This window comes from Pseudacidovorax intermedius, assembly GCF_003350475.1.
In the GTDB taxonomy this organism is placed as follows: domain Bacteria; phylum Pseudomonadota; class Gammaproteobacteria; order Burkholderiales; family Burkholderiaceae_C; genus Xenophilus; species Xenophilus intermedius.
The window spans coordinates 40,057-64,028 of sequence record NZ_QQAV01000012.1; the positions used below are offsets into that span (position 1 = coordinate 40,057).

Here is a 23,972-nt window from a genome sequence, read left to right on the forward strand (position 1 = left end):
GACCGGCTCAGCCCGTCGTCAGGCCCAATAGCACCACCTGATCTTCGCCCTCCACCATGTTCGTCATCCTCGGTTACCTGGTCGCCCTGGGCTGCATCTTCGGCGGCTTCATCGCGCACGGCGGCAACATCGGCGTGGTGTTGCATGCCCTGCCCAACGAGATCCTGGTGATCGGTGGCGGCGCCATCGGCGCCTTCGTGGTCAACAACCAGCCCAAGGTACTCAAGGCCACGCTCAAGGCGCTGCCCGCCTCGCTCAAGGGCTCCAAGTACACCAAGGCACGCTACATGGAGCTGATGGCGCTGCTCTACGACATCCTGCAGAAGGCGCGCAAGGACGGCCTGATGTCCATCGAGAAGGACGTGGAGTCGCCAGCCGAGTCGCCCATCTTCCAGGCCTATCCCAAGGTGGGCAGCGACCACCACGTGGTGGAGTTCACCACCGACTACCTGCGCATGATGGTCTCGGGCAACCTCAACGCGCACGAGATCGAATCGCTGATGGACAGCGAGATCGAGACCCACCACCAGGAGGCCCATGGCCCCGTGGCCGCCCTCACCCGCCTGGCCGGCGGCCTGCCGGCCTTCGGCATCGTGGCCGCCGTGCTGGGCGTGGTCAACACCATGGGCTCGGTCGGCCAGCCGCCCGCCGTGCTCGGCGCCATGATCGGCTCAGCGCTGGTGGGCACCTTCCTCGGCATCCTGCTGGCCTACGGTGTGGTGGAGCCGCTCGCGGGCCTGCTGGAGCAGAAGGCCGAGGACGCGGGCAAGGAGCTGCAGTGCATCAAGACCACGCTGCTGGCCAGCATGCAGGGCTACAACCCGACCACGGCCATCGAGTTCGGCCGCAAGGTGCTGTTCTCGACCGAGCGGCCGACCTTCAGCGAACTGGAAAGCCACGTCAAGAAGAAGCCAGCTTGAGTCCACTGAACGCCGCGCCGCCCCTCACTGAAGCACGAACGCAACCATGGCCACCGGCTCGTCGGGGCGCAAGCTCCAGCCCATCATCGTCAAGCGCGTCAAGAAGACGGTGCATGCGAGCCATGGCGGCGCGTGGAAGATCGCGTACGCCGACTTCGTGACGGCCATGATGGCCTTCTTCCTGCTGATGTGGCTGCTGGGCTCGACCACCAAGGGCGACCTGCAGGGCATCGCCAACTATTTCAACTCGCCACTGAAGGTCGAGATGGCCGGCGGACCGGGTACGGGCAGCAGCTCCAGCATCGTGACTGGCGGCGGCAACGACCTCACCCGCACCACCGGCGAGATGCGCCGCAGCACCGAGGTGGGCAAGGACCCGACCCGCTCGCACACGGCCGAGGCCCGCGCCCAGGCCGCGCGCGAGGATGCACGCAAGCTCGAGGCCCTGCGCGGCCGCATCGAGGTGCTGATCACCAGCGACGTGAAGCTGCGCGAGTTCCGCTCGCAGATCCGCCTGGAGACCACGCCCGACGGCCTGGAGATCCAGATCGTCGATGCCCAGCAGCGACCCATGTTCGACACCGGCAGCGCGCTGGTGAAGCCTTACATGCGCGACATCCTGGGTGCCATCGGCGGCTCGCTCAAGGGCATCGAGAACAAGGTCAGCCTGGCCGGCCACACCGATTCCACGCCCTACGGCAACGGCGAGCGCGGCTACAGCAACTGGGAGCTGTCGGCCGACCGCGCCAACGCCTCGCGCCGCGAACTGGTGGCGGCCGGCATGCCCGAGGACAAGCTGATCCGCGTGGTGGGCCTGGCCGCCAGCGATCCGCTGGACAAGAACGACCGCACCGCCGCCATCAACCGCCGCATCAGCATTACCGTGCTCACCCGCGAGGCCGAGGCCCGCATGGACGGGCGACGGAGCATGGAGGCCGGCGACGCCGTGAAGGCGCTGCAGGAGCAGGCGGCTGCCGCGCCCGCCGCCACCGTCAGCGCGCCGGCTGCGCCCCGCCAGAACGTGGCGGACGCCAAGCCCTGAGCCTGCACACGCACGGGCCAGGCGGCCCGCCGAAGGCGAGAACAGCCGCCCCCCGCCGCCGCATATCGGGCCTTCGACGCACGGGTGCCGCACCTACAGTGGCAATGCCCCGATTGCGTCGAAAGCGACCATGCCTCCTTCCACTCTCCGGCCCGCCGAGTTGCCCGAACTGCCGGCTCTGCTGCCCCCCGGCGTGCGCACGCTGTCGCTGGACTGCTTCGACACGCTGCTGTGGCGCCGCGTGGCGCAGCCCATCGATGTGTTCTATGCCCTGCAGCAGCGCCCCGCCGCCTTGGCGCTGGGCCTGACGGCCGCGTGGCGAGCCGCCAGCGAGACCCAGGCCCGGCGCCGCAAGGAGCTGCGCAGCGGCCTGCCCGAGGTGACGCTCGACGAGATCTACAGGCAGGCCCTGCCCCATGCCACGGCCGAGCAGCGACAGGCGCTGTGCGACGCCGAGTTCGACTGCGAGGCCGAAGCGGGCTTCATCCATCCCTGCACGCTCGCGCTGATCCGCCAGGCCAAGGCCCGCGGCCTGCGCGTCATCGTCGTGAGCGACACCTACTGGAGCGCCGCCGAGCTGCGCCGCCTGCTGTGCCGCGTCATGGACGACCCCGGCTGCGCCGGCATCGACGCCATCCATTGCTCCAGCGAATTGGGGCGTGGCAAGAGCGCCGGGGGCTGGAAGGAAGTGCTGCGGCGTGAAGGCGGCAACCCGGCCCACCTCTTCCATGTGGGTGACCATCCGGTGGCCGACGCCGAGGCCGCACGGCAGGCGGGTATCGGCGCGGCCCAGCTGACACCGCTCGACGAAGCCACCGCGGCACAGGCGGGCGACCGCCTGCAGGCCGCGCTGCAGCTGATGCCGCAGCTGCGGGCGGAACGGCCCGTGCCCAGCCTCTTCCACGGCGTTCTCTCGCTGGGCGACGACCAGGGGGGCACGACGGCCGATCGCATCGGCCATGGCGCGGTCGGCCCGATCCTCGCGGCCTTTGCCGAATTCATCCTTCAGCAGCAACAGGTCCTGGCCGCGCGCGGGCCGCGGGTGCGCACGGCATTCCTGATGCGCGACGGGCATCTGCCGCAGCAGGCCTGCGAGGCCCTGGCGCCGGGCGTGCTGGACGCCAGCGCGCTGCATATCTCACGCTTCGCGGCCATCGCCGCATCGCTGCGCACGCAAGACGACGTGCTGGGCGTGCTGGCCAGTTCGCTCAACGTACATACGCTGGACATCCTGGCGCGCCAGCTGCTGCTGCCGCCCGACATGGCGCGCCAGCTGGTGGCGCAGGCCAGACGGCAGCCGGACCCGGCCCGCGCCTTCGCCAACGCCGTGCAGCAGCCGGCCGTGCTGAGCACCATCGTTGCGCAATCGCAGGCCTACTGCCGCCGGCTCGTCGCGCATGTCCGCAGCCGAACTGGCGTGCAGCCTGGCGAGCTGTTGATGCTGGTGGACCTGGGCTATGCGGGCTCCGTGCAGAACGCACTGGCCCCGCTTCTGCATGAGGCCCTCGACGTGGAGGTCTTCGGTGCCTACCTGCTCGCACGCAACGCCACGCTGCACGGGACGGACCGCCGGGCCCTCATCGATGCGCACTGGGCCGATGAACGGCTGGTGGTCGCACTCACCGCGTTCATCGGCATCTTCGAAAAGATCTGCGCCCTGGCGGCCACCAGCACGGAGGACTACGACGACCACGGCGCGCCGCTGGCGGCGGCTGGTGCGCGCCCGCGGGCGGCCTTGCCGCAGGTCGAGCACATGCAGGCCGCCTGCCTGCGTTTCGTCGCGCAGTGGCGCCACTGGCCCGCCGCCTGCCGCGGCCCGGCGGACCTGGTGGCGCTGGGCATCAATGCCGCCGCCGACCTGGGGCGGCTCGTCTACTTTCCCTCGCCCGAAGAGACGGAATGCCTGGCCGGCCTGCAGTTCGACATGAACCTGGGCACATCGCTCGCCAACCGGGTGATCGACCTGGCCGCGGCAGCGCAGGAGTTCCGCCGAGAGGGCTTCGCCATGCTGACGCACGACTTCCGCGACCTTCGCGTGGGACACCCTGCCGAATTGCGGCACCTGGACGCGGGCCTGTCCAACCTGCTCCTGAACTCCGTGAGGCTCGGCTTTGCGCTGGACACCGCGCACAGCGGCCAGCGTCGGCAGCGGCTGACCGTGCTGCTGGCCGACCGGACGCAGCATGCCGTGCAAGAGGTGGAAGCCACGGCGACCTGCGACGGCTATCAGCAACTGCTGCTGCCGTTCAGCACCAGCTTCGACATGAGCGTGCTCTGGGGCCGCCACCTGCGCTGCATCCAGCTCGATGCGATCCAGCGCCTGACCCTGGGCACGCTGCAGGACGCGCCGGTCGACGTTCGGGTCGGCCTGGACGTGCTGCTGGACCAGGCCGCCTTCGATGACGACGGCCTGCTGCACTTCGAGCCGGGCGGGATGATGTACGTCCCCGCCGCCCGCGCCCCCGTGGCCCCGGGCACCGTGCTGCGGATCGTTTACCGCCCGCTCGTCGAGCGCGCCGCCCTGCCGGTCCCAGGCCCTTACCCCGCCGCCCCGGAGCTCGTCTCGTGAACGCCCCGCTTGCCACCCTGTCGGCCCCCCCGCCCGCCCTGCGCGTTGCGCAGCTCTGCCTGGGCCCGGTCCCGCCGCTGTGTCTCGGCAGCTCGGCCGAACTGCTCGCCGAGCTGCTGGGCCCTGCCGACCCCGGCGCCCCGCGTCTGGTGGGCATCGAGGCCGCGACGGATGTGCAGGCGCTGCGCAGCGCCCTGCGCGAATGGCCGCGCGCACGCGGCGCCGCCACCCCTGGCATCGCCTGGGCCCTGCGCTGGAAAGATGCGGAGGGCCCGGGTCTGCGTGCCAGCCTGGATGCCCTGCGCGCGGCAGGCGCGCAGGATCTGCTGGCCCTCGTGGCCGAACCGCCCGCCGGGCTGCCGGTCGCCGCGGCCCGCGCCCACATCGAGACCCAGGCCTTCGCCGCAGGATTTCGCAAGCACCCGGCCTACCACCTCTGCCTGTCCTACGAGGCGCTGGACGCGGATGCGTGGCCGCTCGTCGTGCCGTTGCAGCGGATTCCCGACGCGGCGTTTGCCGCCTATCCCCAGGAACAACTGCTGGCCGAGCGCGACCTGCACATGGACATGCTGCGCGAGACCGGCGAGCGCGCGGATGCCCACCTGATCCGCTACCAATGGGCGGCCAGCCTGGCCCGCGCTGGCGACCGCGTGCTCGACGCGGCCTGCGGCCTGGGCTACGGCAGCTACATCCTGGCCCGGCACAGCACCTGCGCCAGCGTCAACGGCATCGACGGCAGCGCCTATGCCATCGACTATGCGCAGCAGAACTTCGCCACGCAGGACGAGCGCCTGGCCTTCCACGCCGGCTACCTGCCGCGCGACCTGGCGCAGCTGCCCGATGCGAGCTTCGAACTCATCGTGTCCTTCGAGACCCTGGAGCATGTCGAAGAGCCGCAGCAGACGCTCGCTGCCTTCGAGCGCCTGCTGGCGCCGGGCGGCCGCATCGTGGTCAGCGTGCCCAACGACTGGAGCGACGAGACCGGCGAGGACCCCAACCCGCACCACCTGCATGTCTACACGCTCGACCGGCTCCGACGCGAGTTCTCGACGCATTTCGTGCGCGACGCGCTGGTGCAGCAGATTGCCAGCGGCTGCAAGTCCGGCCTCAGTGGAGGCCAGTGGATGCGCATGCCGCGCACCTGGCGCGAACTGCCAGCCGAGACACGCATGCCGCCTGACAGCGAGTGGTGGATCATGGGTGGCCACAAGCCGGCGCTGCAGCCGGCGGTCGACCTGTCCCACATCAGCTATGCCACGGCGCCGCGCCCCTGGAGGCGCAATGCCGAGACGGTCGATGCACCCATCGCCCGCGGCCTGGTGCTGGCCATGCACTGCGTGCCAGCGAGCGTGGACCCGCGCATCGAGGCCTTCTGGCTGGCGCTTGCGGATGAGTTGGCCAACCAGGGCATGCGCCTCGTCCTGCTCAGCACCACCACCGTCCAGACCCCGGGACTGGACGCCCTGCCCATCCCCTTTGCGCTCACCGACTTCGCCAGATGGCGGGGTCAGCCGTCGGCGGGCATCGCCATCGACGAGCAGGACATCCTCGACACCGTGGCCTGGTACCGCTGCAGCTATGCCGAGGCGCAGGACGCGCAGCGCGTCGCCCATGAATTCCTGGGCGATGTACTGGACCAACTGCGGCCCTGCGCCGTGCTGGGCTGGCAGAGCCTGAACCCGGTGACGCGCCGCCTGCGCCACCTGAGCCGTGCGCGCGACATCCCCTTCTGGTCGGTGGAGCGCGGCTGGCTCAAATACACGCTCATGGTCGACACGGGCGAGAACAACGGCCTGAGCGAGCAGACCACCAGCCTGGCGCTGGGCCATGCCCTCGCCACCTGCGCCGAGGAGCCTGCGCAGGTCGCTGCGCTGGCCGCGCGCATGCGGACCATCGACTCGCCCGACCGCTACGACGCACCCGCCGTCCTTGACCGGGCGGCCGCAAGAAACGCCTGGGGCATCGGCGACGAGGACTGGGTGCTTGCGCTCTTCACCCACGGGGAGCCCAGCCTGCACGGCCGCGACCAGGACTGCCTGGCCGACCTGCACGACTGCAGCCACGCCAGCCTGCAGGCGCGCGTGGACGCGCTGTGCGAGCGGGTGATGGCCGAGGGCCACTGGCTGCTGGTCCAGGAGCATCCCTTCAACCTCGCGGCCGGCCGCGAGCTGGCGTTGCCCGCGCATCCGCGCATCCTGCGTGTGCAGCAGAGCACCGCCACCGTCTTCGGTGCGGCCGATGCCCTGCTCTTCACCCTCAGCACGCTGCAGTTCGACGCCGTCTTCACTGGCAAGCCCTTGGGCCTGCTGGCGCGCAGCCTGCTCGCCCCGGTGCAAGGCATGCCCTGGATGCGCGAGGCTGCGCAGGCCCCGGCCTTCCTCGAACTGCTGCGCGACACCGCGGCCTGGCCGGCCACGCGGCAGCGGCTGCTGCAGCGCCTGGCCCACTGGCACACACAGGCGCTGCTCGATCTGCACGGCGACGCGCTGGCACCGGCAGCCGGTCGCCTGGCCGCGCACCTGGCGCAGTTCGAGCGGCCGCTGGACAGCGGCTTCGACCAGCGCGTGGACCGGCTCCTCCAGCGCTGGGGCGGCTGAATAAGGGGCACGGGCCGCCCCTTATCCGGCTTTTGAAACACCACCCGCTGCCGAGAATGCCCCGAACCGCCCATCGCCGTTCGCGCCCATGTCATCCAGCAGCCAGGACAAGAAGCTCCCCGCCACGCAGCGGCGCCTGGACCAGGCCCGTCGTGACGGGCAGGTGCCCCGCTCGCGGGACCTGACCCACCTGGCCGTGGTGGGCACCGGCGCCGTGGCATTGCTGCTGCTGGCGCCCACCGCCTTCGGTGCGCTGCGCGATGCGCTGGCCGCGGCACTGCACTTCAACGCTGCCGAGGCCATGCGGCCCGCCGCCATGGGCGAGCGGCTGATGCACCTGGGCCTGCTCGGCATCGCGGCCTGCGTGGGCTTTGCAGCCATCGTCATCGCGGCCGCCGTGATCGCCACGCTGGCGACAGGCGGCTGGGTGATGAGCGCCAAGGCCATCACGCCCGATCTCAACCGGCTCAACCCCTTCTCCGGCCTCGGCCGGCTCTTCAGCAAGCAGCAGGCGAGCACCGTGCTCAAGCTGGTGCTGCTGTCGGCCATCCTGGCCGGCGTGGGCTTCGTGTATGTGCGCGGCTCCATGGATGCGCTGGCGCGCATGGTGCTGATGCCGGCCCCCAGCGCCCTGCCCTACTTCGCCGACTGGCTGGTGCAGGGCACCGCGCTGGCCATGCTGGTGCTGGTGGCCGCCGCCATCGCCGACGTGCCACTGCAGGGCTGGCTGCACCGCTCGCGCCTTCGCATGTCGCATGAGGAAGTGAAGCAGGAGCACAAGGAGACGGACGGCAACCCGCACGTCAAGGGCCAGCAGCGCAAGGCCGCCCGCGCGATCCTTCAGCGCGCCAGCATCACGGCCGTGCCGCGTGCCGACTTCGTGGTGATGAACCCGACCCACTTCGCCGTGGCGCTGCGCTACGACGAGGCCGACATGGCCGCGCCGCACGTCATCTCCAAGGGCTCCGACCTGCTGGCCATGAAGATCCGCGACATCGCCAAGTCGCACGACATCCCGGTGATCCAGTCGCCGATGCTGGCCCGCGCGCTGTACGCGCATGCCGAGATCGATCAGCCGATTCCGAGCCAACTCTTCACCGCCGTGGCGCAGATCCTGGCCTACGTCTATCGCCTGAAGGCCGCCATTGCCGGTCGCGGCGCCTGGCCCCAGACCGTGCCCGAGCCGGTGGTTCCGGCCGAACTCGATCCGCTCAACGATCCCCAGGCCATGGCCGCGCTGGAGGATGAGGCATGAACGCGATCCAGCGCACGATGCAGGGGCTGTTCGGCGACGGACCCGACTCCGCCGGCCTGCAACGCCTGGCCGCGCCGCTGCTGGTCATCGCCATCCTGGCGCTGATGGTGCTGCCCATTCCCGCCTGGCTGCTGGACGGCTTCTTCACCCTCAACATCGCCGCCGCGCTGATGGTGATGATGGTGGCGGCCTACATGACGAAGCCGCTGGACTTCGCCGCCTTTCCGACGGTGCTGCTGCTGACCACGCTGATGCGGCTGTCGCTCAACGTGGCCTCCACGCGCGTGGTGCTGCTCGAAGGCCACACCGGCCCCGGCGCGGCCGGCGCGGTGATCGAGGCTTTCGGCCATTTCCTCATCGGTGGCAACTTCGCGGTCGGCCTGATCGTGTTCGCCATCCTGGTGGTCATCAACTTCGTGGTGGTGACCAAGGGCGCGGAGCGGATCGCCGAGGTGTCGGCCCGCTTCACCCTGGACGCCATGCCCGGCAAGCAGATGGCGGTGGATGCCGACCTCAATGCCGGCACCATCAACGAGAAGGAAGCCCGCCGACGCCGCGCCGAAGTGGCGGAGGAAGCCAACTTCTTCGGCGCCATGGATGGCGCCTCCAAGTTCGTGCGCGGCGACGCGATGGCCGGCATCCTGATCCTGGTGATCAGCGTCATCGGCGGCTTCACCGTCGGCGTCCTGCAGCACGGCATGCCTGCCGGCGAAGCGGCCAACAGCTACGTGCTGCTGGCCGTGGGCGATGCGCTGGTGGCGCAGATCCCGGGCCTGCTGATCTCCGTGGCCGCGGCCATGGTGGTCTCGCGCGTGGGCAAGGAAGAGGACGTGGGCCGGCAGATCGTGCAGCAGGTGTTCACCTCGCCGCGTGCGCTGGGCCTGACAGCGGCCATCCTGCTGCTGCTGGGCATCGTGCCCGGCATGCCGCATGTGGTGTTCCTGGGCATGGCCGCGCTGCTGGGCTGGGGCGCATGGACGATGGCGCGCCGCCGCCGCATCGAGGCCGAGACGCCCAAGCCCAGCGAGCCGCCGCCCGAGGCCGATGCCACCTGGGCCGACCTGCAGCCGGTGTCGCTGCTGGGCCTGGAACTGGGCTACCGCCTGATCACGCTGGTCGACAAGAACCGCCAGGGCGACCTGCTCACCCGCATCAAGGGCGTGCGCCGCAAGTTCGCCCAGGAAGTGGGCTTCCTGCCGCCGGCCGTGCATGTGCGCGACAACCTCGAGCTCAAGCCCAGCGCCTACCGCGTGACGCTGCGCGGCGTGGTCGTGGCCGAGGGCGAGGCCTTCCCGGGCATGTTCCTGGCCATCAATCCCGGCGGCATCGGCACGCCGCTGATCGGCACCGCCACCACCGACCCGGCCTTCGGCCTGCCCGCCACCTGGATCGAGGCGCGTTACCGCGACAGCGCACAAATGGCGGGTTTCACGGTCGTTGATCCAGAGACCGTGATGGCCACCCATCTGTCACATTTGATGCAGACCCAGGCAGGCCGCCTGCTCAGCCGATCCGAAACCCAGCAACTCGTGGAACACGTCAGCCAGTACAGCCCCAAGCTGATCGAGGAAGTGGTGCCCAAGCTCATCCCGATCGCCACCTTCCAGAAGGTGCTCCAGCTGCTGCTGGAGGAAGGCGTGCACATCCGCGACATCCGCACCATCGTCGAGACCCTGGCAGAACAGGCGGCCACCGTGACCGACGCCGTCGAACTGGCCCGCCGCGTGCGCGTGGCGCTGGCGCCAGCCATCGTGCAGCAGATCTACGGCCCGGTGAAGGAGCTGGATGTGATCGCCATCGAGCCCGGCTTCGAGCGCCTGCTGATGCAGGCCCTGGGCAATGCACAGGGCCCGGCGCTGGACCCGGGCGTGGCCGACACCTTCACCCGCAGCGCGGCCGACATCGCCAACCGGCAGGAAGAGCGCGGCGTGCCCGCCTGCCTGCTGGTGCCCGATGCCATCCGCGGTGCCATCGCCCGCCTGGTGCGCCGCACGGCGCCTCGGCTGGCGGTGCTCTCGCACAGCGAGATTCCCGAGACCCACACCATCCGCATCGGGCCCATCCTGCGCGGTGGCGGCGCTGCCGCCTGACGCGCGCCATGCCCTTCCGCTGCACGCTCTCGATCCGCCTTCAGCCGTTGCCCGCCTGAATCATGAACATCCAACGCTTTCTGGCCCCGACCGCACGCGAAGCCATGGCCATGGCCCGGGCTGCCTTTGGGGATGACGCGCTCATCCTGTCCAACAAGCAGACCGAACAGGGCGTGGAGGTGATGGCCGCATCCGAGGAATCGCTCGCGGGCCTGCAGCAGGCGGCCACCAACACCGCCGCCACGCCAACGTCCGCTGCCGTCGGCGTCCCGGCCAAGGCGAGCACGGCCGCCGCTGCCCCGTCGGCCGCCCGCCTGCCCGATCTGGCGGAGAGCTCGGTCGAGGAAGACGCCAACCGTCTGGCGATGAGCACGCTCTCCTTCCAGGACTTCGTGCGCGAGCGCATGCTGCGCAAGCAACTGGGCGATGCGGCCGTCTCGGCCGCTGCGAGCCAGCCCGCGGGCCCCGCCCCGATCGTCACGCCCCTCCAGGCAACCAGCGCCCGCGCAGCGGCCCCCGTGGCCGCGATGCCATGGAACCCCGCCGCCGCACAACGCCCCGCGCCCTTCGCCGGCATTCCCTTGCCGACCGAGCGCGCAGCCGCTCCTGCCACCGCCGAGCCCGCACCGGCCGGGGCGATGGTTCCCGCCCAGGCCCTCTCCGAGGTGATGGCCGAACTGCGCGCCCTGCGCCAGATGGTCGAGACCCGCTTCGAGGCCCTTTCCTGGCTGGGCCGCGCGCGCCAGGACCCGGCGCTGGCCGACCTGATGCTGCGCCTGGTGCGCGCGGGCTTCTCGGCGCCACTGGTGCGCGCCGTGCTGCAACCCATCGCCGCCGGCACCGACGCCGCCGCGGCCGAGGCCCATGTGCTGGCCACGTTCACCCGCCTGCTGGCCATCGACGAGCAGGCGGTGCCGCTGGAAGACGAAGGCGGCATCCTGGCCCTGGTCGGCGCCACCGGCGTAGGCAAGACCACCGCCATCGCCAAGCTCGCCACGCTGTGCGCGCGCAACCATGGCGCCGCCAGCGTGGGCCTGATCACGCTCGACACCCAGCGCGCCGGCGCCCACGAGCAATTGCGCGCCTTCGGCCGCAGCATCGACGTGGTGGCGCACCAGGCCCATGACACCGCCGCGCTGCAGGAGCTGCTGGCCCTGCTGGCGCACAAGCGGCTGGTGCTGATCGACACCGCGGGCCATGCCTCGCACGATCCGCGTCGCCAGCAGCAGATGGCGCAACTGGACCTGCCCGGCGTGAAGCCGCTGGTCGTGCTCAATGCCGGCGCCCAGGGCGACGCGCTGGACGAAGTGGCGCAGGCCTTCCGCGAGGACGGCGCCCGCCACGCGCTGCTTACCAAGGTCGACGAGGCCGTCAAGCTCGGCCCCGCGCTGGACGTGCTGATGCGCCATGGCCTGCAGCTGCGCGGGCTGGGCTGCGGCCAGGTGGTGCCGGACGACTGGCGCATGCCGCGCACCGCCGAGCTGCTGCGCGAGACCTTCAATGCCCCGCTGCGCGGCGCCTTCGAGCCCCGCTGCGTGGACGACCTCGACCTTCTGCTTTCCCCGGCACAATGCAGCACTCGGCGCTGAACCACGGGGACCGACCCGCCATGCTCGCTGCCGCTGCTCTCCAGAAGATGTACACCGCCAAGGGCCGCCTCGACCGCGACGCATTGATCCGCCAGTATGTGCCGCTGGTGCAGCGCCTCGCCCACCACATGGTGGCCAAGCTGCCACCCAATGTGGAGGTGGACGACCTGATCCAGGTGGGCATGATCGGCCTGGTCGACGCCCTCTCCCGCTTCGACGCCACGCAGGGCGTGCAGTTCGAGACCTTCGCCACGCAGCGCATCCGTGGCGCCATGCTCGACGAGCTTCGCGACGGGGACTGGATGTCGCGCGGTTCGCGCAAGAGCCAGAAGCAGATCGAGCAGGCCGTGGTGCGGCTGGAACACCGGCTGGGCCGCGCCCCGCACGAATCCGAGATCGCCGCCGAGCTGAACATGCCGCTGGCCGAATACCAGTCGCTGCTGGGCCGTGTGCGCGGCACCCAGCTGCTCTACCTGGAGGACATGGGCGGCGAGGGGCGCGACGACGAGGAGGCCTTCCTCGAACGCCATGTGGCCGACAACGAAGCCGACCCCATGAGCGTGCTCAAGGACCAGCGCCTGCGCAGCGCGCTGGTCGCGGCCATCGAGTCGCTGCCCGAGCGCGAGCGCTACATCATGGGCATGTACTACGAGCACGACATGAACCTCAAGGAGATCGCGGCCGTGCTCAGCATCACCGAATCGCGGGTGTGCCAGCTGCACAGCCAGGCCGTGGCGCGGCTGCGCGCAAAGATGCGCGGGCACTAAAGCTCTTTCACCCCCATGCCGCTGACGCGGCTGCCCTGAAAAGAAAAACGCCCCGGCCGCTCTGCGGACCGGGGCGTTTTTCCAGGAGTGGTGGTTGGGTGGCGTTCGGGCTCAGTGCATGCCGCTGGCGGCGCTGCGCATGGCGGGGGCGCCAAACATGCTGCGCTGGCCGACGGCGCCGTAGGTGGGCGTGTCCTGCGTGCCCAGCAGGGTGGCCAGGCTGCGCTCAACGGCGGCGGCGCGGCGGGCGATGCCGGCACGCAGCACGCGCAACCGCTGGGCGACGCCTTCGATGCGGTCGCGGAAGTCGGCATCGAACACCTCGGCCGACAGGGCCGACTCCAGCACGTTGCTGAAACCGCTGGCAACCTGGCGCATGCCGTTGCAGGCGGCTTCCAGCGCCGGCGCGTCGCCTTCGAGCAGGCGGGCATCCACGGCGTCGAGCTGGCGCTCGACTTCCTGCAGCAGCTCTTCGGTGGACTCGCGGGTGTCGATCATCAGGGGGGCGTGCATGGCGTTCAACCTCTTGTGCGGCTCAGCATTTCCTGAGCGTTGGCGAGCATCTTGTCGGCCACGGCGCCGGCATCGACGGTGAAGGTGCCGTTGGCGATGGCTTCGCGCATCGAGGCGACCTTGGCCTCGTCGATGCCCGAACCCGAACCCGTACGGCCGAGCGACTGCACCGTGGACGACACGTCGACCGACACCCCGGCTTCCGCGCGGGTGGCACCCGACTCCGCCGCGGTGGTGGCGGCACGGTCCGACCGCACCGCACCGGTGGCGATCAGGCCGACTTCATTGCTTGCACCGACTTTCATGACTGGACTCCATGCGCCCTTGGAAGGGCGGCGTCACTGTTTTTCGGCGGCCTCCCGGGGAACTTGAGGACTTTTTTCGACTTTCTTCGTCAGCCGGCTGCGGGCGGTCTACAGCGCCATGCGCACCGTCCCGGCGTCGACCACCTGACCGGTGGCGATGCGTCCGTTGGGCATGCGCACGCGCACCGCTTCGCCCACTCCGCCCGCACTCAGGGCCTGGCCCTCTGTGCTGACCTCGAAACCGCGACCGCCCGCCAGGATCCGGACCGACGCGCCCGCCTGCAGCACCTGCTGGGTGCGCACCATGGCTTGGCGGATCGGCTGGCCGGCCGCCAGTGCCCGGGTGGCGACGCGGCCCACCCACTGGGCCGGATCCGCCACCACCGGCGAGGCATCCGCGGCCCAGTCGGCCTCGGCCTGCACGGCGTCGCCCGCTTGCAGCACCGCCCCCGGCGCCACGCCGTCGCGCAGCACCCAGGCGGGGCCGATGGCCTTGACCGTCACGGGCAGGAAGACGTTCCAGCGCACGGCGCCGTCCACACAGCGCAGGCCGAGCCGGCTGCGACCCCACAGGCGCTGGCCGGGTGGCAGGTAGGGCTCCACGCTGGCGCAGGGCGCCAGGCGCAGCCGGCTGTCCAGCGTGCCGATGCTCACCTCCATGCGCAGCGGCGCCATGTCGGTGCCGGCGGCGCCGCGGCCCTGGGCCACGGCATCGTCCACCCAGTGCTGGGCGGCGGCCACGAAATCGGCGCCCATCTCGCCGCCGATGCCCGGCAGCGTGCCGGTGGCGCCAGGCGTCTGCGCCAGCGCCGGGGCCGTGACAGCCAGGGCCAGCACGACGGCGGTGGCCAGGTTCTTCAGGAAGCAGCGGTGCGAGCGGGGCATGGCATGACGGCGGCAAGAGGTCGGCGGGCGCCAGAGGGCAACAAAGGTGAGGCGCCGACGCGGCGCGTCGGCTCCGGCGGCGTGGCGCCATGGTCGCGGCACGCAGGCCGGCCTTTGGCGGGATGCGATGCACTGTAGACAGGGGCCGGCATGCCAAAGCCGGAAACAGCCCTGAAAAGCCGCCTTTGTTCCCGCCATTCGCGCGAGGGCCTCCCGCCCACAATTTCCGCACGGTGGCGTCCGTCCCCTTCCAGGGCGGCACACCGCACTCCCCCTTCGCCACACCAAGGATCACGCATGCTGGACAAGCTGACACAGTCGATGGACTTCCAGGGCCAGGCACTGATGCTGCGCGCCGAGCGCCAGCGCGTGATCGCCGGGAACATCGCCAATGCCGACACGCCCGGCTACGCCGCGCGCGAGTTGGACTTTGCCGCCGCGCTGTCCGAGGCCACCGCAGGCGACCGACGCGGCACGGACGGCAGCCCGGCGCAGGCGGCCGCGGCCGACGATGGCCGAAGCGACGGCCGGCACTTTCGGCTGGGGCCGCGCACCAGCGATGCAGGCGGCAGCCTGGCCTACACCGCCCAGGTGCAGCCGGCCATGGATGGCAACAGCGTGGACCTGGACCGCGAGCGCGCCGCCTTCGCCGACAACGCCGTGCGTTACGAGGCGACGCTGCGCTTCATGAACGGCCAGGGCAAGACGCTGCTGGCAGCCATCCAGGGCCAGTGATATGGAACACCCCCAGTCTGCGCGCTTCGCGCTCCGCCAACCCCCTCAAGGGGGCGCTCCCAGCGGCCCGGCAAAGCCGGTTCCGCGGGCGCTCTGGCGTGGCCTGCTCCGCGGCCGCTCGATCCACCCGACAGACCACGAAAGATAGGGCGCGACCGCCATGTCCATGTTCTCCATCTTCGGCATCTCCGGCAGCGCGGTGAGCGCGCAGTCGCAGCGCCTGAACGTCGTGGCCAGCAACCTGGCCAACGCGGACGCGACGGCCGGCCCGGACGGCAAGGCCTACAAGGCGCGCCAGGTGGTCTTCCAGACCGTCGACCTGGGCGATGCAGGCGCCGAGGGCGACCCCACGACCGCGGGCAAGCGCTATTCGGCCGGCGTGCGCGTCGACGCCGTCACCGAGCGGCAGGACCCGGGCCGTCGCGTGCACGAGCCCGGCAACCCGCTGGCCGACGCCGACGGCTATGTCACCTATTCCAACGTGAACGCGGTGGAGGAGATGGTCAACATGATCTCGGCCTCGCGCTCGTACCAGAACAACGTCGAAGTGATGAACACGGCCAAGAACCTGCTGCTCAAGACGCTGCAGCTGGGCCAGTGATCCATCCCTGTCGTCCCATCGCCATCGCCGAAGGAACACCCGCATGAGCACCGTCACCGGCACCACCGCCAGCAACAGCACCACCGGCAGTACCGGCGGCGCGTCGTCGCTCGCCTCCACCTCGGCCTCGGACCTGCAGGACCGCTTCCTGAAGCTGCTGGTCGCCCAGCTGAGCAACCAGGACCCGATGAACCCGATGGACAACGCACAGCTGACCTCGCAGATCGCGCAGATCAACACCGTCACCGGCATCGAGAAGCTCAACAGCACCGTCAGCGGCCTGGCCACCCAGGCCTCGACCACCCAGACCCTGCAGGCCGCGGCCGTGGTGGGCAAGAACGTGCTCACCGAAGGCAAGACGCTGGCCTACAGCAGCGACGGCAAGACCGCCATGGGCGCCGTCGTGCTGGACGCGGCCGCCACCGAGGTGACGGTCAAGGTCACCAACGCCGCGGGCCAGGTGATCGACACCAAGTCGCTGGGTGCGCTGCCGGCCGGCGAGCACGACATCACGCTCGACGCCTCCGGCTACCCCAGCGACCAGGAGCTGACTTTCAACGTCACCGCCACCAACAAGGGCGATGCCGTGGGCAGCACCACGCTGATGTACGACAGCGTGACCTCGGTGAGCACCACCAGCGACGGGCTGACGCTCAACCTCAGCCGCAACGGCAGCAAGCCGTATTCCGCCATCTACTCGATTCTCTGACCCAGGAGCCTTCCATGAGCTTTCAGCAGGCCATCGCCGGACTCAACGCCGCCAGCCGCAGCCTCGACGTGATCGGGCACAACATCGCCAATGCCGGCACCACGGGCATGAAGTCGTCCCGGGTCGAATTCGCCGAGGTGTATGCGGCCGCCGCGGCCGGCACCAACAGCGTGACCGGCGGCATGGGCGTGATGGTGGGCAACGTGTCCCAGCAGTTCACGCAGGGCAACATCAACGCCACCAACAACGCGCTCGACCTGGCCATCAACGGCAACGGCTTCTTCCAGGTGACGATGCCGGACGGCAGCGCCGCCTACACCCGCGCGGGCAACTTCAAGAAGGACGCCACCGGCACCATCGTGACGGCCACCGGCGCCAAGCTGATGGGCTATCCGACGGACGCCAAGGGCAACCGCACCAGCTCCACCCTCCAGACGCTGGTCGTGCCCACCGGCACCGTGCCGGCCAAGCGCACCTCGGCCATCAGCGCCGACATCACGCTGGACGCGTCGGCCGCCGTGTCCACCAGCACCGCCGACCTGTCCAAGTACAGCACCTCGATGACCGCCTACGACGCCCAGGGCCTCAAGGTGGAGGTGGGCATGTATTTCCAGAAGACGGCGAACAACACCTGGAACGTCTACACCAGCGTCAACGGCAGCACGCCATCGGCCTCCACACCCTTCCAGATCGGCTTCGACGGCTCGGGCAACCTGGTCAGCGGCGGCACGCAGACGCTCACGCTGTCGTCGCCCAACGATCCCACGCAGACCTTCACCGCCTCGCTGGACCTGAGCAAGCTCAAGCAGGTCAGCTCCACCTTCACGGTCAACGACCTGACGCAGGACGGCTACACCGCCGGCCAGCTCACCAGCCTGACCATCGACGACACCGGCACGCTGATGGCGACCTATTCCAACAACCAGACGCAGGCGGCCGGCCAGGTCGCACTGGCGGACTTCCGCAATCCGCAGGGCCTGGGCATCACCGATTCCGGCTACTGGTTCGAGACCACCGCCTCGGGCCAGCCGCTGCTGGGCGCGCCGGGCGAAGGCGTGTTCGGCTCGATCCAGAGCAAGGCGCTGGAAGACTCGAACGTGGACCTGACCGCCGCGCTGGTCGACATGATGACCACGCAGCGCGCCTACCAGGCCAATGCCCAGACGATCAAGACGCAGGACCAGGTCCTGCAGACGCTGGTCAATCTCCGCTGATCGACGGACAGGCTGAGCACGCATGGACCGCCTGATCTACACCGCGATGACCGGCGCCAGCGCCGCGGCGCAGCGCCAGTCCGTGCTCGCGAACAACCTGGCCAATGCCTCGACGCCGGGCTTTCGCGCCGAGCTGACCAACTTCCGCGCGGTGCCGCTGCGCGGCGACGGCGCCACCACGCGCGTGTTCGCCATGGAGACCACCACCGGCTACGACAGCCGCCCCGGCGCGCTGCAGCGCACCGGCCGCGACCTGGACATGACCGCGCAGGGCAACGCCTGGTTCGCCGTTCAGGGCCTGGATGGCACCGAGGCCTACACCCGCAGCGGCGCCTTCCAGATCTCGCCCGAAGGCGCGCTGACCACGAGCAGCGGGCTGCTGGTGCTCTCCGACGGGGGCTCGCCCATCGACGTGCCGGCCGGCGCCAGCCTCACCGTGGGCGCCGACGGCACGATCAGCGTCCAGCAGACGGGCCAGCCGGCCGCGGTGCTGGGCCGCATCAAGCTGGCCACATCGGAAACGCCGCTCACCCGTGGCACCGACGGCCTGTTCCGCCCGGGCGAAGGCGAGGTGCTGCCCGCCGACGCCAATGCGCGCCTGGAGACCGGCGCGCTCGAGGGCTCGAACGTGAACCCGGTCGAGACCATGGTCGGCATGATCGCCGCCGCCCGCCAGTTCGAGCAGCAGATGCGCCTGCTGCAGACCACCGAAACCGCCGACAAGTCCGCCGCCCAGCTGCTGAGCGTGCAGGGCTGATTCCACCTCTTACCGCAGGCACACTGCCATGATCAATTCGCTCTGGATCTCGAAGACCGGCATGGAGGCCCAGCAGACCCAGCTGGACGTCATCTCCCACAACCTGGCCAACGTCTCGACCACCGGCTACAAACGCGCCAACGCGGTGTTCCAGGACCTGATGTACCAGAACCTGCGCCAGGTGGGCGCCAACGCCAACGAGCAGACGCAGCTGCCCACCGGCCTGCAGCTGGGCCTGGGCGTGCGCACCATCGCCACCAGCCGCTCGTTCACCCAGGGCAGCCTGCAGTCGACCACCAACCAGTTGGACATGGCGATCAAGGGCAACGGCTTCTTCCAGGTGACCCTGCCCGACGGCAGCACCGGCTACACGCGCGACGGCTCCTTCCAGGTCGATGCGCAGGGCCGCATCGTGACCTCCTCGGGCCTGCCGATCGCCAACGGCATCACCGTGCCCACCACCGCCACCAGCGTGAGCGTGGCCACGGACGGCACCGTCACGGCGACGCTGCCCAACAACGCGACGCCACAGAACATCGGCACCATCGCGCTGGTCAACTTCATCAACCCGGCCGGCCTGGAGCCGCGTGGCGACAACCTCTTTGCCGAGACGGCGGCCTCGGGCCAGCCCAACGGCGGCACGGCGGGCACCAATGGCCTGGGCACGGTGGTGCAGGGCATGCTGGAGACCTCGAACGTCAACGTGGTCACCGAGCTGGTGTCGATGATCCAGACGCAGCGGGCCTACGAAATGAATTCGAAGGCGATCCAGACCAGCGACCAGATGCTGCAGAAATTAGGACAGCTCTGATGCACCGCCTGCTTGCCCTGATCGCCGCAGCGCTGGCCGTCGCCACACTGGCGGGCTGCTCGACCCTGGCCAACACGCCGCAGGTGGACATCCCCGACACGCGCCCGCAGATCACTTATCCCACGCAGCTGCAGACGCCGCGCGCGGCCACCGGCAGCCTGTACCACAACGCGAGCTACCGGCCGCTGTTCGAGGACCGGCGCGCACGCATGGCCGGCGACACGGTCACCATCAACATCGTGGAGACGCTGACGGCCAGCCAGAAGTCGACCTCGACGGTGGCCAAGAAGGACAGCCTGAGTGCGGGCGTCACCGCCCTGCCCTTCATCAGCGCCAACTCCTTCACCCGTGCGAGCGCGGCCGGCAATTCGGCCACCGACTTCGCCGGCAAGGGCGGCACCGAGGCGGCCAACACCTTCTACGGGACCATCACCTCGACGGTGGTGGACGTGCTGCCCAACGGCCACCTGGTGGTGGTGGGCGAGAAGCAGATCGGCGTGAATCAGAACGTGGATGTGCTGCGCTTTTCGGGCACGGTGGATCCGCGCGCCATCGGCCCGGGCAGCGTGGTCAATTCCACGCAGGTGGCCAATGTGCGCATCGAGTCGCGCGGCCGCGGCGCGCAGGGCGAGGCCCAGGTCATGCCCTGGCTCAGCCGCTTCTTCATGAACGTGATGCCCTTCTAGCGGCAGGCCGAACGCACGACCGATGACGCACGACAGGATCGAGGGGAAATGAACACCATGACGAAGACCATCCACCGCCTTCTGGCGGGTGCCGCGTTGGGCCTGGCCCTGCTGGCGCCGGCACAGGCGGTGCGCATCAAGGAAGTGGCCGCCGTGCAGGGCGTGCGCAGCAACCAGTTGACGGGCTATGGCCTGGTGGTGGGCCTGGACGGCACCGGCGACCAGACGACGCAGATGCCTTTCACCACGCAGAGCGTGGCCAACTACCTGCAGCAGCTGGGCATCACGCTGCCCGACAACCGGGCCAGCCAGCTGCAGCTCAAGAACGTGGCGGCCGTGATCGTCACGGCGCAGCTGCCTGCCTTCGCACAGCCGGGCCAGGCCGTGGACGTCACGGTCGCGTCGATGGGCAATGCCCGCTCGCTCAAGGGCGGCATGCTGGTGGCGACCCCGCTGCGCGGCGCCGACGGCGAGATCTACGCCATCGCCCAGGGCAACGTGGTGGTGGGCGGCGCGGGTGCCGCGGCCGCCGGCAGCAAGGTGCAGATCAACCACCTGAGCGCCGGCCGCGTGCCCGAGGGCGCGCAGGTGGAGCGCGCCGTGCCCACGCCGCTGCTCGATGGCGACACCATCAACCTGGGCCTGAACGCGGCCGACTTCCAGACCGCGAGCCGCGTGGCCGAGGCCATCAACCGCCGCATGGGCGCCGGCATGGCCCGCGCGATGGATGGCCGCACGGTGCAGGTGCGCGCACCCGGCGACTCGGACGCGCGCGTGAGCTTCATCGCCCAGCTCGAGGAACTGACGCTGGAGCAGGCCGCGCCCGCCGCCAAGGTGGTGATCAACGCGCGTACGGGCTCCATCGTGCTCAACCAGGCCGTGACGCTGAACCCCTGCGCCATCGCCCACGGCAATCTGTCGGTGACGATCAGTTCTCAGCCGGTGGTGAGCCAGCCGGCGCCCCTGTCGGGTGGACAGACGGTGGTGGCCCAGCAGGCCGCCATCCAGATCAAGCAGGAGCCGGGCATCCTCTACCAGGTGCCGGCCTCGCCGCAGCTGGCCGACGTGGTGCGCGCCCTCAATGCCCTGGGTGCGACGCCACAGGACCTGCTGGCGATCCTCCAGGCCATCAAGGCCTCGGGTGCGCTCAATGCCGAGCTGGAAGTAATCTGACGCGGCCCGCATCGCCATGAGCATCGGCACCTCCACCTCCAACAGCCTGGCCGCCGACGCGCGTTCGCTGGACGCGTTGAAGTACGCCACGGGCAACGACCCGAAGGCGGTGCGCGAAGCCGCCAAGCAGTTCGAGTCGCTCTTCATGCGCGAGCTGATCAAGAGCATGCGCGAGGCGACGACCAAATCGGGCCTGCTCGACAGCGATGGCGAGAAGCTGGGCACCGACCTGCTGGACCAGCAGCTGTCGGTGCAGCTGTCGGGCCTGCCCGGCGGGCTGTCGGACGCCATCACGCGGCAGCTGACGCAGCAGATCCAGGGCAGGCAGACGCCGTCGACGCTCTCGTTGGCAGCGATGGGCGGCATCGGCAAGGCGCCCATCGGCACGACCGCCAGCCAGGGCAACTTCGTCGCCCGCCACCAGGATGCGGCCGAACGGGTGGCGCAGGACACGGGCATTCCCGCCGCCTTCATGATCGGCCAGGCCGGGCACGAGACCGGCTGGGGCCGCAGCGAGATCCGCAATGCCGACGGCAGCAGCGCCAACAACCTGTTCGGCATCAAGGCCACGGCAGGATGGACCGGCAAGGTCGCCACCGTCACCACCACCGAGTACATCCACGGCGAGCCGCGCAAGGTGAAGGCGAAGTTCCGGGCCTACGACTCGCCCGAGGAATCCTTCCGCGACTACGCGCGCCTGATCGGCGAGAGCCCGCGCTATGCCCAGGCCCGCGCCAGCACGCATTCCGCCCAGGCTTACGCGGCGCAGCTGCAGAAGGCCGGCTATGCCACCGACCCGGCCTACGCCCGCAAGCTGGGCCGTGCGATCCAGGCCACGCAGGCCCTTCAGCAGCGGCTGCAGACCACATGAGCTCCCTTCTCAACATCGGCCTGTCGGCCCTGCAGGCCAACCAGGCGGCGCTGACCACCACCGGCAACAACGTGGCCAACGCGGGCAGCGTGGGCTACTCACGCCAGTCGGTGGTGCAGCAGCAGGCCATCACCACACCCACGGGCAGCGGCTACCTGGGCAACGGCGTGCGCGTCGTCACGGTGGAGCGTGCCTACAGCAGCTACCTCACGCAGCAGGCCAACCAGACGGCCGCCGTGTCGGCGGCGGATTCGGCCCGCTCGGACCAGCTGGCCTCGCTCGAGTCGGTGTTCCAGACCGGCAGCGCCGGCCTGGGCGCGGCGATGAACTCGCTGCTCAATGCCTTCACCAACGTGGCGAGCGCGCCCACCGACCTGTCGGCGCGCACAGTGGTGCTGACCCAGGCGGGCGCCCTGGCCTCGCGCTTCTCCAGCGCGCAGAGCCAGCTCGACGAGATGGGCAAGTCCACGCTGGAACAGCTGGGCACCGCGGCCGACACCGTCAACCGTCTGGCTGCCTCCATCGCCAAGATCAACGGCCAGATCCAGCGCGCCCGCGGTACCGGGCAGGAGCCCAACGACCTGCTCGACCAGCGCGACACCCTCATCACGCAGCTCAACGCCCAGGTGCAGACCAGCACCGTGCAGGCCGACGACGGCACGCTGTCGATCTTCGTCGGCAACCAGGCGCTGGTGCTGGGCAGCAGCGCTGGGCAGGTGTCGGTGGGCACGGCGGCCGACGGCAGCACCACGCTCGACATCGCGCGCGGCAGCGTGGTGGCGCACCTGGATGCCGACGCGCTCGGCGGCGGCGCCGCAGCGGGCCAACTGCGCTTCCTGAACGAAGACCTTCCGGACACCCGCAACCTGCTGGGCCGGCTGGCCCTGACCATGACCACCACGGTCAATGCCCAGCATTCGCTGGGCGTGGGCCTGAACGGCGAGACCGGCAACAAGCTCTTCGGCGACATCGGCCTGCCCGCCTCGACGCCGGCCGCCACCAACACCGGCAACGCGGTGTTCGCGGCCACGGTGAGCGACGTGTCGGCGCTCGTGCCCTCGTCCTATGCGCTGAGCGTGCAGCCCGACGGCAGTTACCAGGTGCGGCGCCTGTCGGACAACACGGTGAGCAGTTTCGCCAGCTTGCCCGCGCAGATCGATGGGCTGTCGCTCAACCTGCAGTCGGGTGCCGGCGCGCCGGGCGACGTCTACCGCATCGAACCCTTCGCGCAGGCCGCGGGCAAGGTGGCGGTGGCGCTGGGCTCGGCCAGCGCGGTGGCGGCCGGCAGCCCGGTGCAGGCCAGCACCGGCACCGCCAACACGGGCAGCCTGGCCGTGTCGGGCGTGTATGCCAGCGCGCAGAACGCCAACCTCAGCGCCACGGCGACCCTGACCTTCAATGCCGATGGCACCTACAACATCAGCGGCAACGGCACGGGCAACCTGAGCAACCAGCCCTACACCGCGGGCGAGGCGATCTCGGTCAACGGCTGGTCGCTGACGCTCACCGGCGTGCCAAAGGCGGGCGACACCGTGACCGTGCAGGCGGCCACCGCGTCGATGACGGCGCAGAACAGCGGCAACGCCAAGGCCCTGCAGGCGCTGGCCGACCAGAAGGTGATCGACGGCTCCCCGCTGTCGGACGGCTACGCCGGACTGATCGCGCGCGTGGGCGTACGGGCCCAGGGCGCCAAGTACGCGGCGCAGGTCTCCTCGGCCATCGCCACCAGCACCGAGACGGCCCGGGCCAACAGCACCGGCGTGAACCTGGACGAAGAAGCCACCAAGCTGCTGGCCTACCAGCAGGCCTACCAGGCCTCGGCCCGGGTGATCCAGATCGCGCAGAACATCTTCGACTCGCTGCTGTCCAGCGTGCGCTGAGGG

21 protein-coding genes are annotated in these 23,972 nt (G+C 70.1%); 18 read left to right on the forward strand and 3 right to left on the reverse strand.

Annotated features, from left to right (window positions below):
• Nucleotides 1–56: 56 nt before the first annotated feature.
• The 8 genes from motA (at nt 57) to DFR41_RS22870 (ending at nt 12,829) form a co-directional block, all read left to right on the forward strand.
• Nucleotides 57–920, forward strand: coding sequence for a flagellar motor stator protein MotA (gene motA, locus DFR41_RS22835; RefSeq protein ID WP_114804406.1), 864 nt, complete (start codon nt 57–59; stop codon nt 918–920).
• 46 nt (nt 921–966) lie between these two features.
• Complete coding sequence (gene motB, locus DFR41_RS22840; protein WP_017760134.1) at nt 967–1,962, forward strand: flagellar motor protein MotB; 996 nt, start codon at nt 967–969, stop codon at nt 1,960–1,962.
• Nucleotides 1,963–2,092: 130 nt separating this feature from the next.
• Nucleotides 2,093–4,531 (forward strand): HAD family hydrolase, encoded by a 2,439-nt coding sequence (locus DFR41_RS22845; protein WP_147284416.1) that lies wholly within the window; start codon nt 2,093–2,095, stop codon nt 4,529–4,531.
• Nucleotides 4,528–7,128: a class I SAM-dependent methyltransferase gene (locus DFR41_RS22850; protein WP_114804407.1), complete on the forward strand. Its 2,601-nt coding sequence runs from the start codon at nt 4,528–4,530 to the stop codon at nt 7,126–7,128. The genes DFR41_RS22845 and DFR41_RS22850 overlap by 4 nt, the downstream gene beginning before the upstream one ends.
• 88 nt (nt 7,129–7,216) lie before the next feature.
• Nucleotides 7,217–8,383: an EscU/YscU/HrcU family type III secretion system export apparatus switch protein gene (locus DFR41_RS22855; RefSeq protein ID WP_114804408.1), complete on the forward strand. Its 1,167-nt coding sequence runs from the start codon at nt 7,217–7,219 to the stop codon at nt 8,381–8,383.
• A gap of 17 nt (nt 8,384–8,400) precedes the next feature.
• Complete coding sequence (flhA, locus tag DFR41_RS22860) at nt 8,401–10,473, forward strand: flagellar biosynthesis protein FlhA (protein WP_114804481.1); 2,073 nt, start codon at nt 8,401–8,403, stop codon at nt 10,471–10,473.
• Nucleotides 10,474–10,535: 62 nt separating this feature from the next.
• A complete protein-coding gene (flhF, locus tag DFR41_RS22865) occupies nt 10,536–12,062 on the forward strand; it encodes a flagellar biosynthesis GTPase FlhF (RefSeq protein ID WP_114804409.1) in 1,527 nt (508 codons plus the stop codon).
• 47 nt (nt 12,063–12,109) lie between these two features.
• Nucleotides 12,110–12,829, forward strand: coding sequence for an RNA polymerase sigma factor FliA (locus DFR41_RS22870; RefSeq protein WP_017759682.1), 720 nt, complete (start codon nt 12,110–12,112; stop codon nt 12,827–12,829).
• 111 nt (nt 12,830–12,940) lie between these two features.
• Here the strand turns inward: DFR41_RS22870 and DFR41_RS22875 are convergent, their stop codons facing one another.
• The 3 genes from DFR41_RS22875 to flgA form a co-directional block, all read right to left on the reverse strand.
• A complete protein-coding gene (locus DFR41_RS22875) occupies nt 12,941–13,342 on the reverse strand; it encodes a hypothetical protein (RefSeq protein ID WP_114804410.1) in 402 nt (133 codons plus the stop codon).
• A gap of 5 nt (nt 13,343–13,347) precedes the next feature.
• The gene (gene flgM / locus DFR41_RS22880; protein WP_017757966.1) at nt 13,348–13,647 is read right to left on the reverse strand and encodes a flagellar biosynthesis anti-sigma factor FlgM; all 300 of its coding nucleotides are present in this window, start codon (nt 13,645–13,647) and stop codon (nt 13,348–13,350) included.
• Between the two features lie 108 nt (nt 13,648–13,755).
• The gene (gene flgA / locus DFR41_RS22885; RefSeq protein ID WP_114804411.1) at nt 13,756–14,532 is read right to left on the reverse strand and encodes a flagellar basal body P-ring formation chaperone FlgA; all 777 of its coding nucleotides are present in this window, start codon (nt 14,530–14,532) and stop codon (nt 13,756–13,758) included.
• A 297-nt stretch (nt 14,533–14,829) separates the two neighbouring features.
• Here flgA and flgB point away from each other — a divergent pair, with 297 nt between their 5' ends.
• The 10 genes from flgB to flgK all read left to right on the forward strand — a co-directional run bounded on the left by flgB (nt 14,830) and on the right by flgK (nt 23,969).
• Nucleotides 14,830–15,267, forward strand: coding sequence for a flagellar basal body rod protein FlgB (gene flgB, locus DFR41_RS22890; RefSeq protein ID WP_114804412.1), 438 nt, complete (start codon nt 14,830–14,832; stop codon nt 15,265–15,267).
• Between the two features lie 160 nt (nt 15,268–15,427).
• Nucleotides 15,428–15,868, forward strand: a complete 441-nt coding sequence (flgC, locus tag DFR41_RS22895) for a flagellar basal body rod protein FlgC (protein ID WP_114804413.1) — start codon at nt 15,428–15,430, stop codon at nt 15,866–15,868.
• A gap of 43 nt (nt 15,869–15,911) precedes the next feature.
• Entirely contained in the window at nt 15,912–16,577 is a 666-nt protein-coding gene (locus DFR41_RS22900) for a flagellar hook assembly protein FlgD (RefSeq protein ID WP_114804414.1), read from the forward strand.
• Between the two features lie 14 nt (nt 16,578–16,591).
• Nucleotides 16,592–17,791, forward strand: a complete 1,200-nt coding sequence (gene flgE, locus DFR41_RS22905) for a flagellar hook protein FlgE (protein WP_114804415.1) — start codon at nt 16,592–16,594, stop codon at nt 17,789–17,791.
• Nucleotides 17,792–17,813: 22 nt separating this feature from the next.
• On the forward strand, nt 17,814–18,548 hold the full coding sequence (gene flgF, locus DFR41_RS22910) for a flagellar basal-body rod protein FlgF (protein WP_114804416.1): 735 nt from the start codon (nt 17,814–17,816) through the stop codon (nt 18,546–18,548).
• 28 nt (nt 18,549–18,576) lie between these two features.
• On the forward strand, nt 18,577–19,359 hold the full coding sequence (gene flgG, locus DFR41_RS22915) for a flagellar basal-body rod protein FlgG (protein ID WP_017757315.1): 783 nt from the start codon (nt 18,577–18,579) through the stop codon (nt 19,357–19,359).
• Nucleotides 19,359–20,045, forward strand: a complete 687-nt coding sequence (locus DFR41_RS22920) for a flagellar basal body L-ring protein FlgH (protein WP_017757316.1) — start codon at nt 19,359–19,361, stop codon at nt 20,043–20,045. Before flgG ends, DFR41_RS22920 begins: the two co-directional genes overlap by 1 nt.
• 57 nt (nt 20,046–20,102) lie before the next feature.
• A complete protein-coding gene (locus tag DFR41_RS22925) occupies nt 20,103–21,218 on the forward strand; it encodes a flagellar basal body P-ring protein FlgI (RefSeq protein ID WP_211322648.1) in 1,116 nt (371 codons plus the stop codon).
• A gap of 16 nt (nt 21,219–21,234) precedes the next feature.
• Nucleotides 21,235–22,089, forward strand: coding sequence for a glucosaminidase domain-containing protein (locus tag DFR41_RS27515; RefSeq protein WP_147284417.1), 855 nt, complete (start codon nt 21,235–21,237; stop codon nt 22,087–22,089).
• Nucleotides 22,086–23,969, forward strand: coding sequence for a flagellar hook-associated protein FlgK (gene flgK, locus DFR41_RS22935; RefSeq protein WP_170159445.1), 1,884 nt, complete (start codon nt 22,086–22,088; stop codon nt 23,967–23,969). Before DFR41_RS27515 ends, flgK begins: the two co-directional genes overlap by 4 nt.
• The last annotated feature ends 3 nt before the right edge of the window (nt 23,970–23,972 follow it).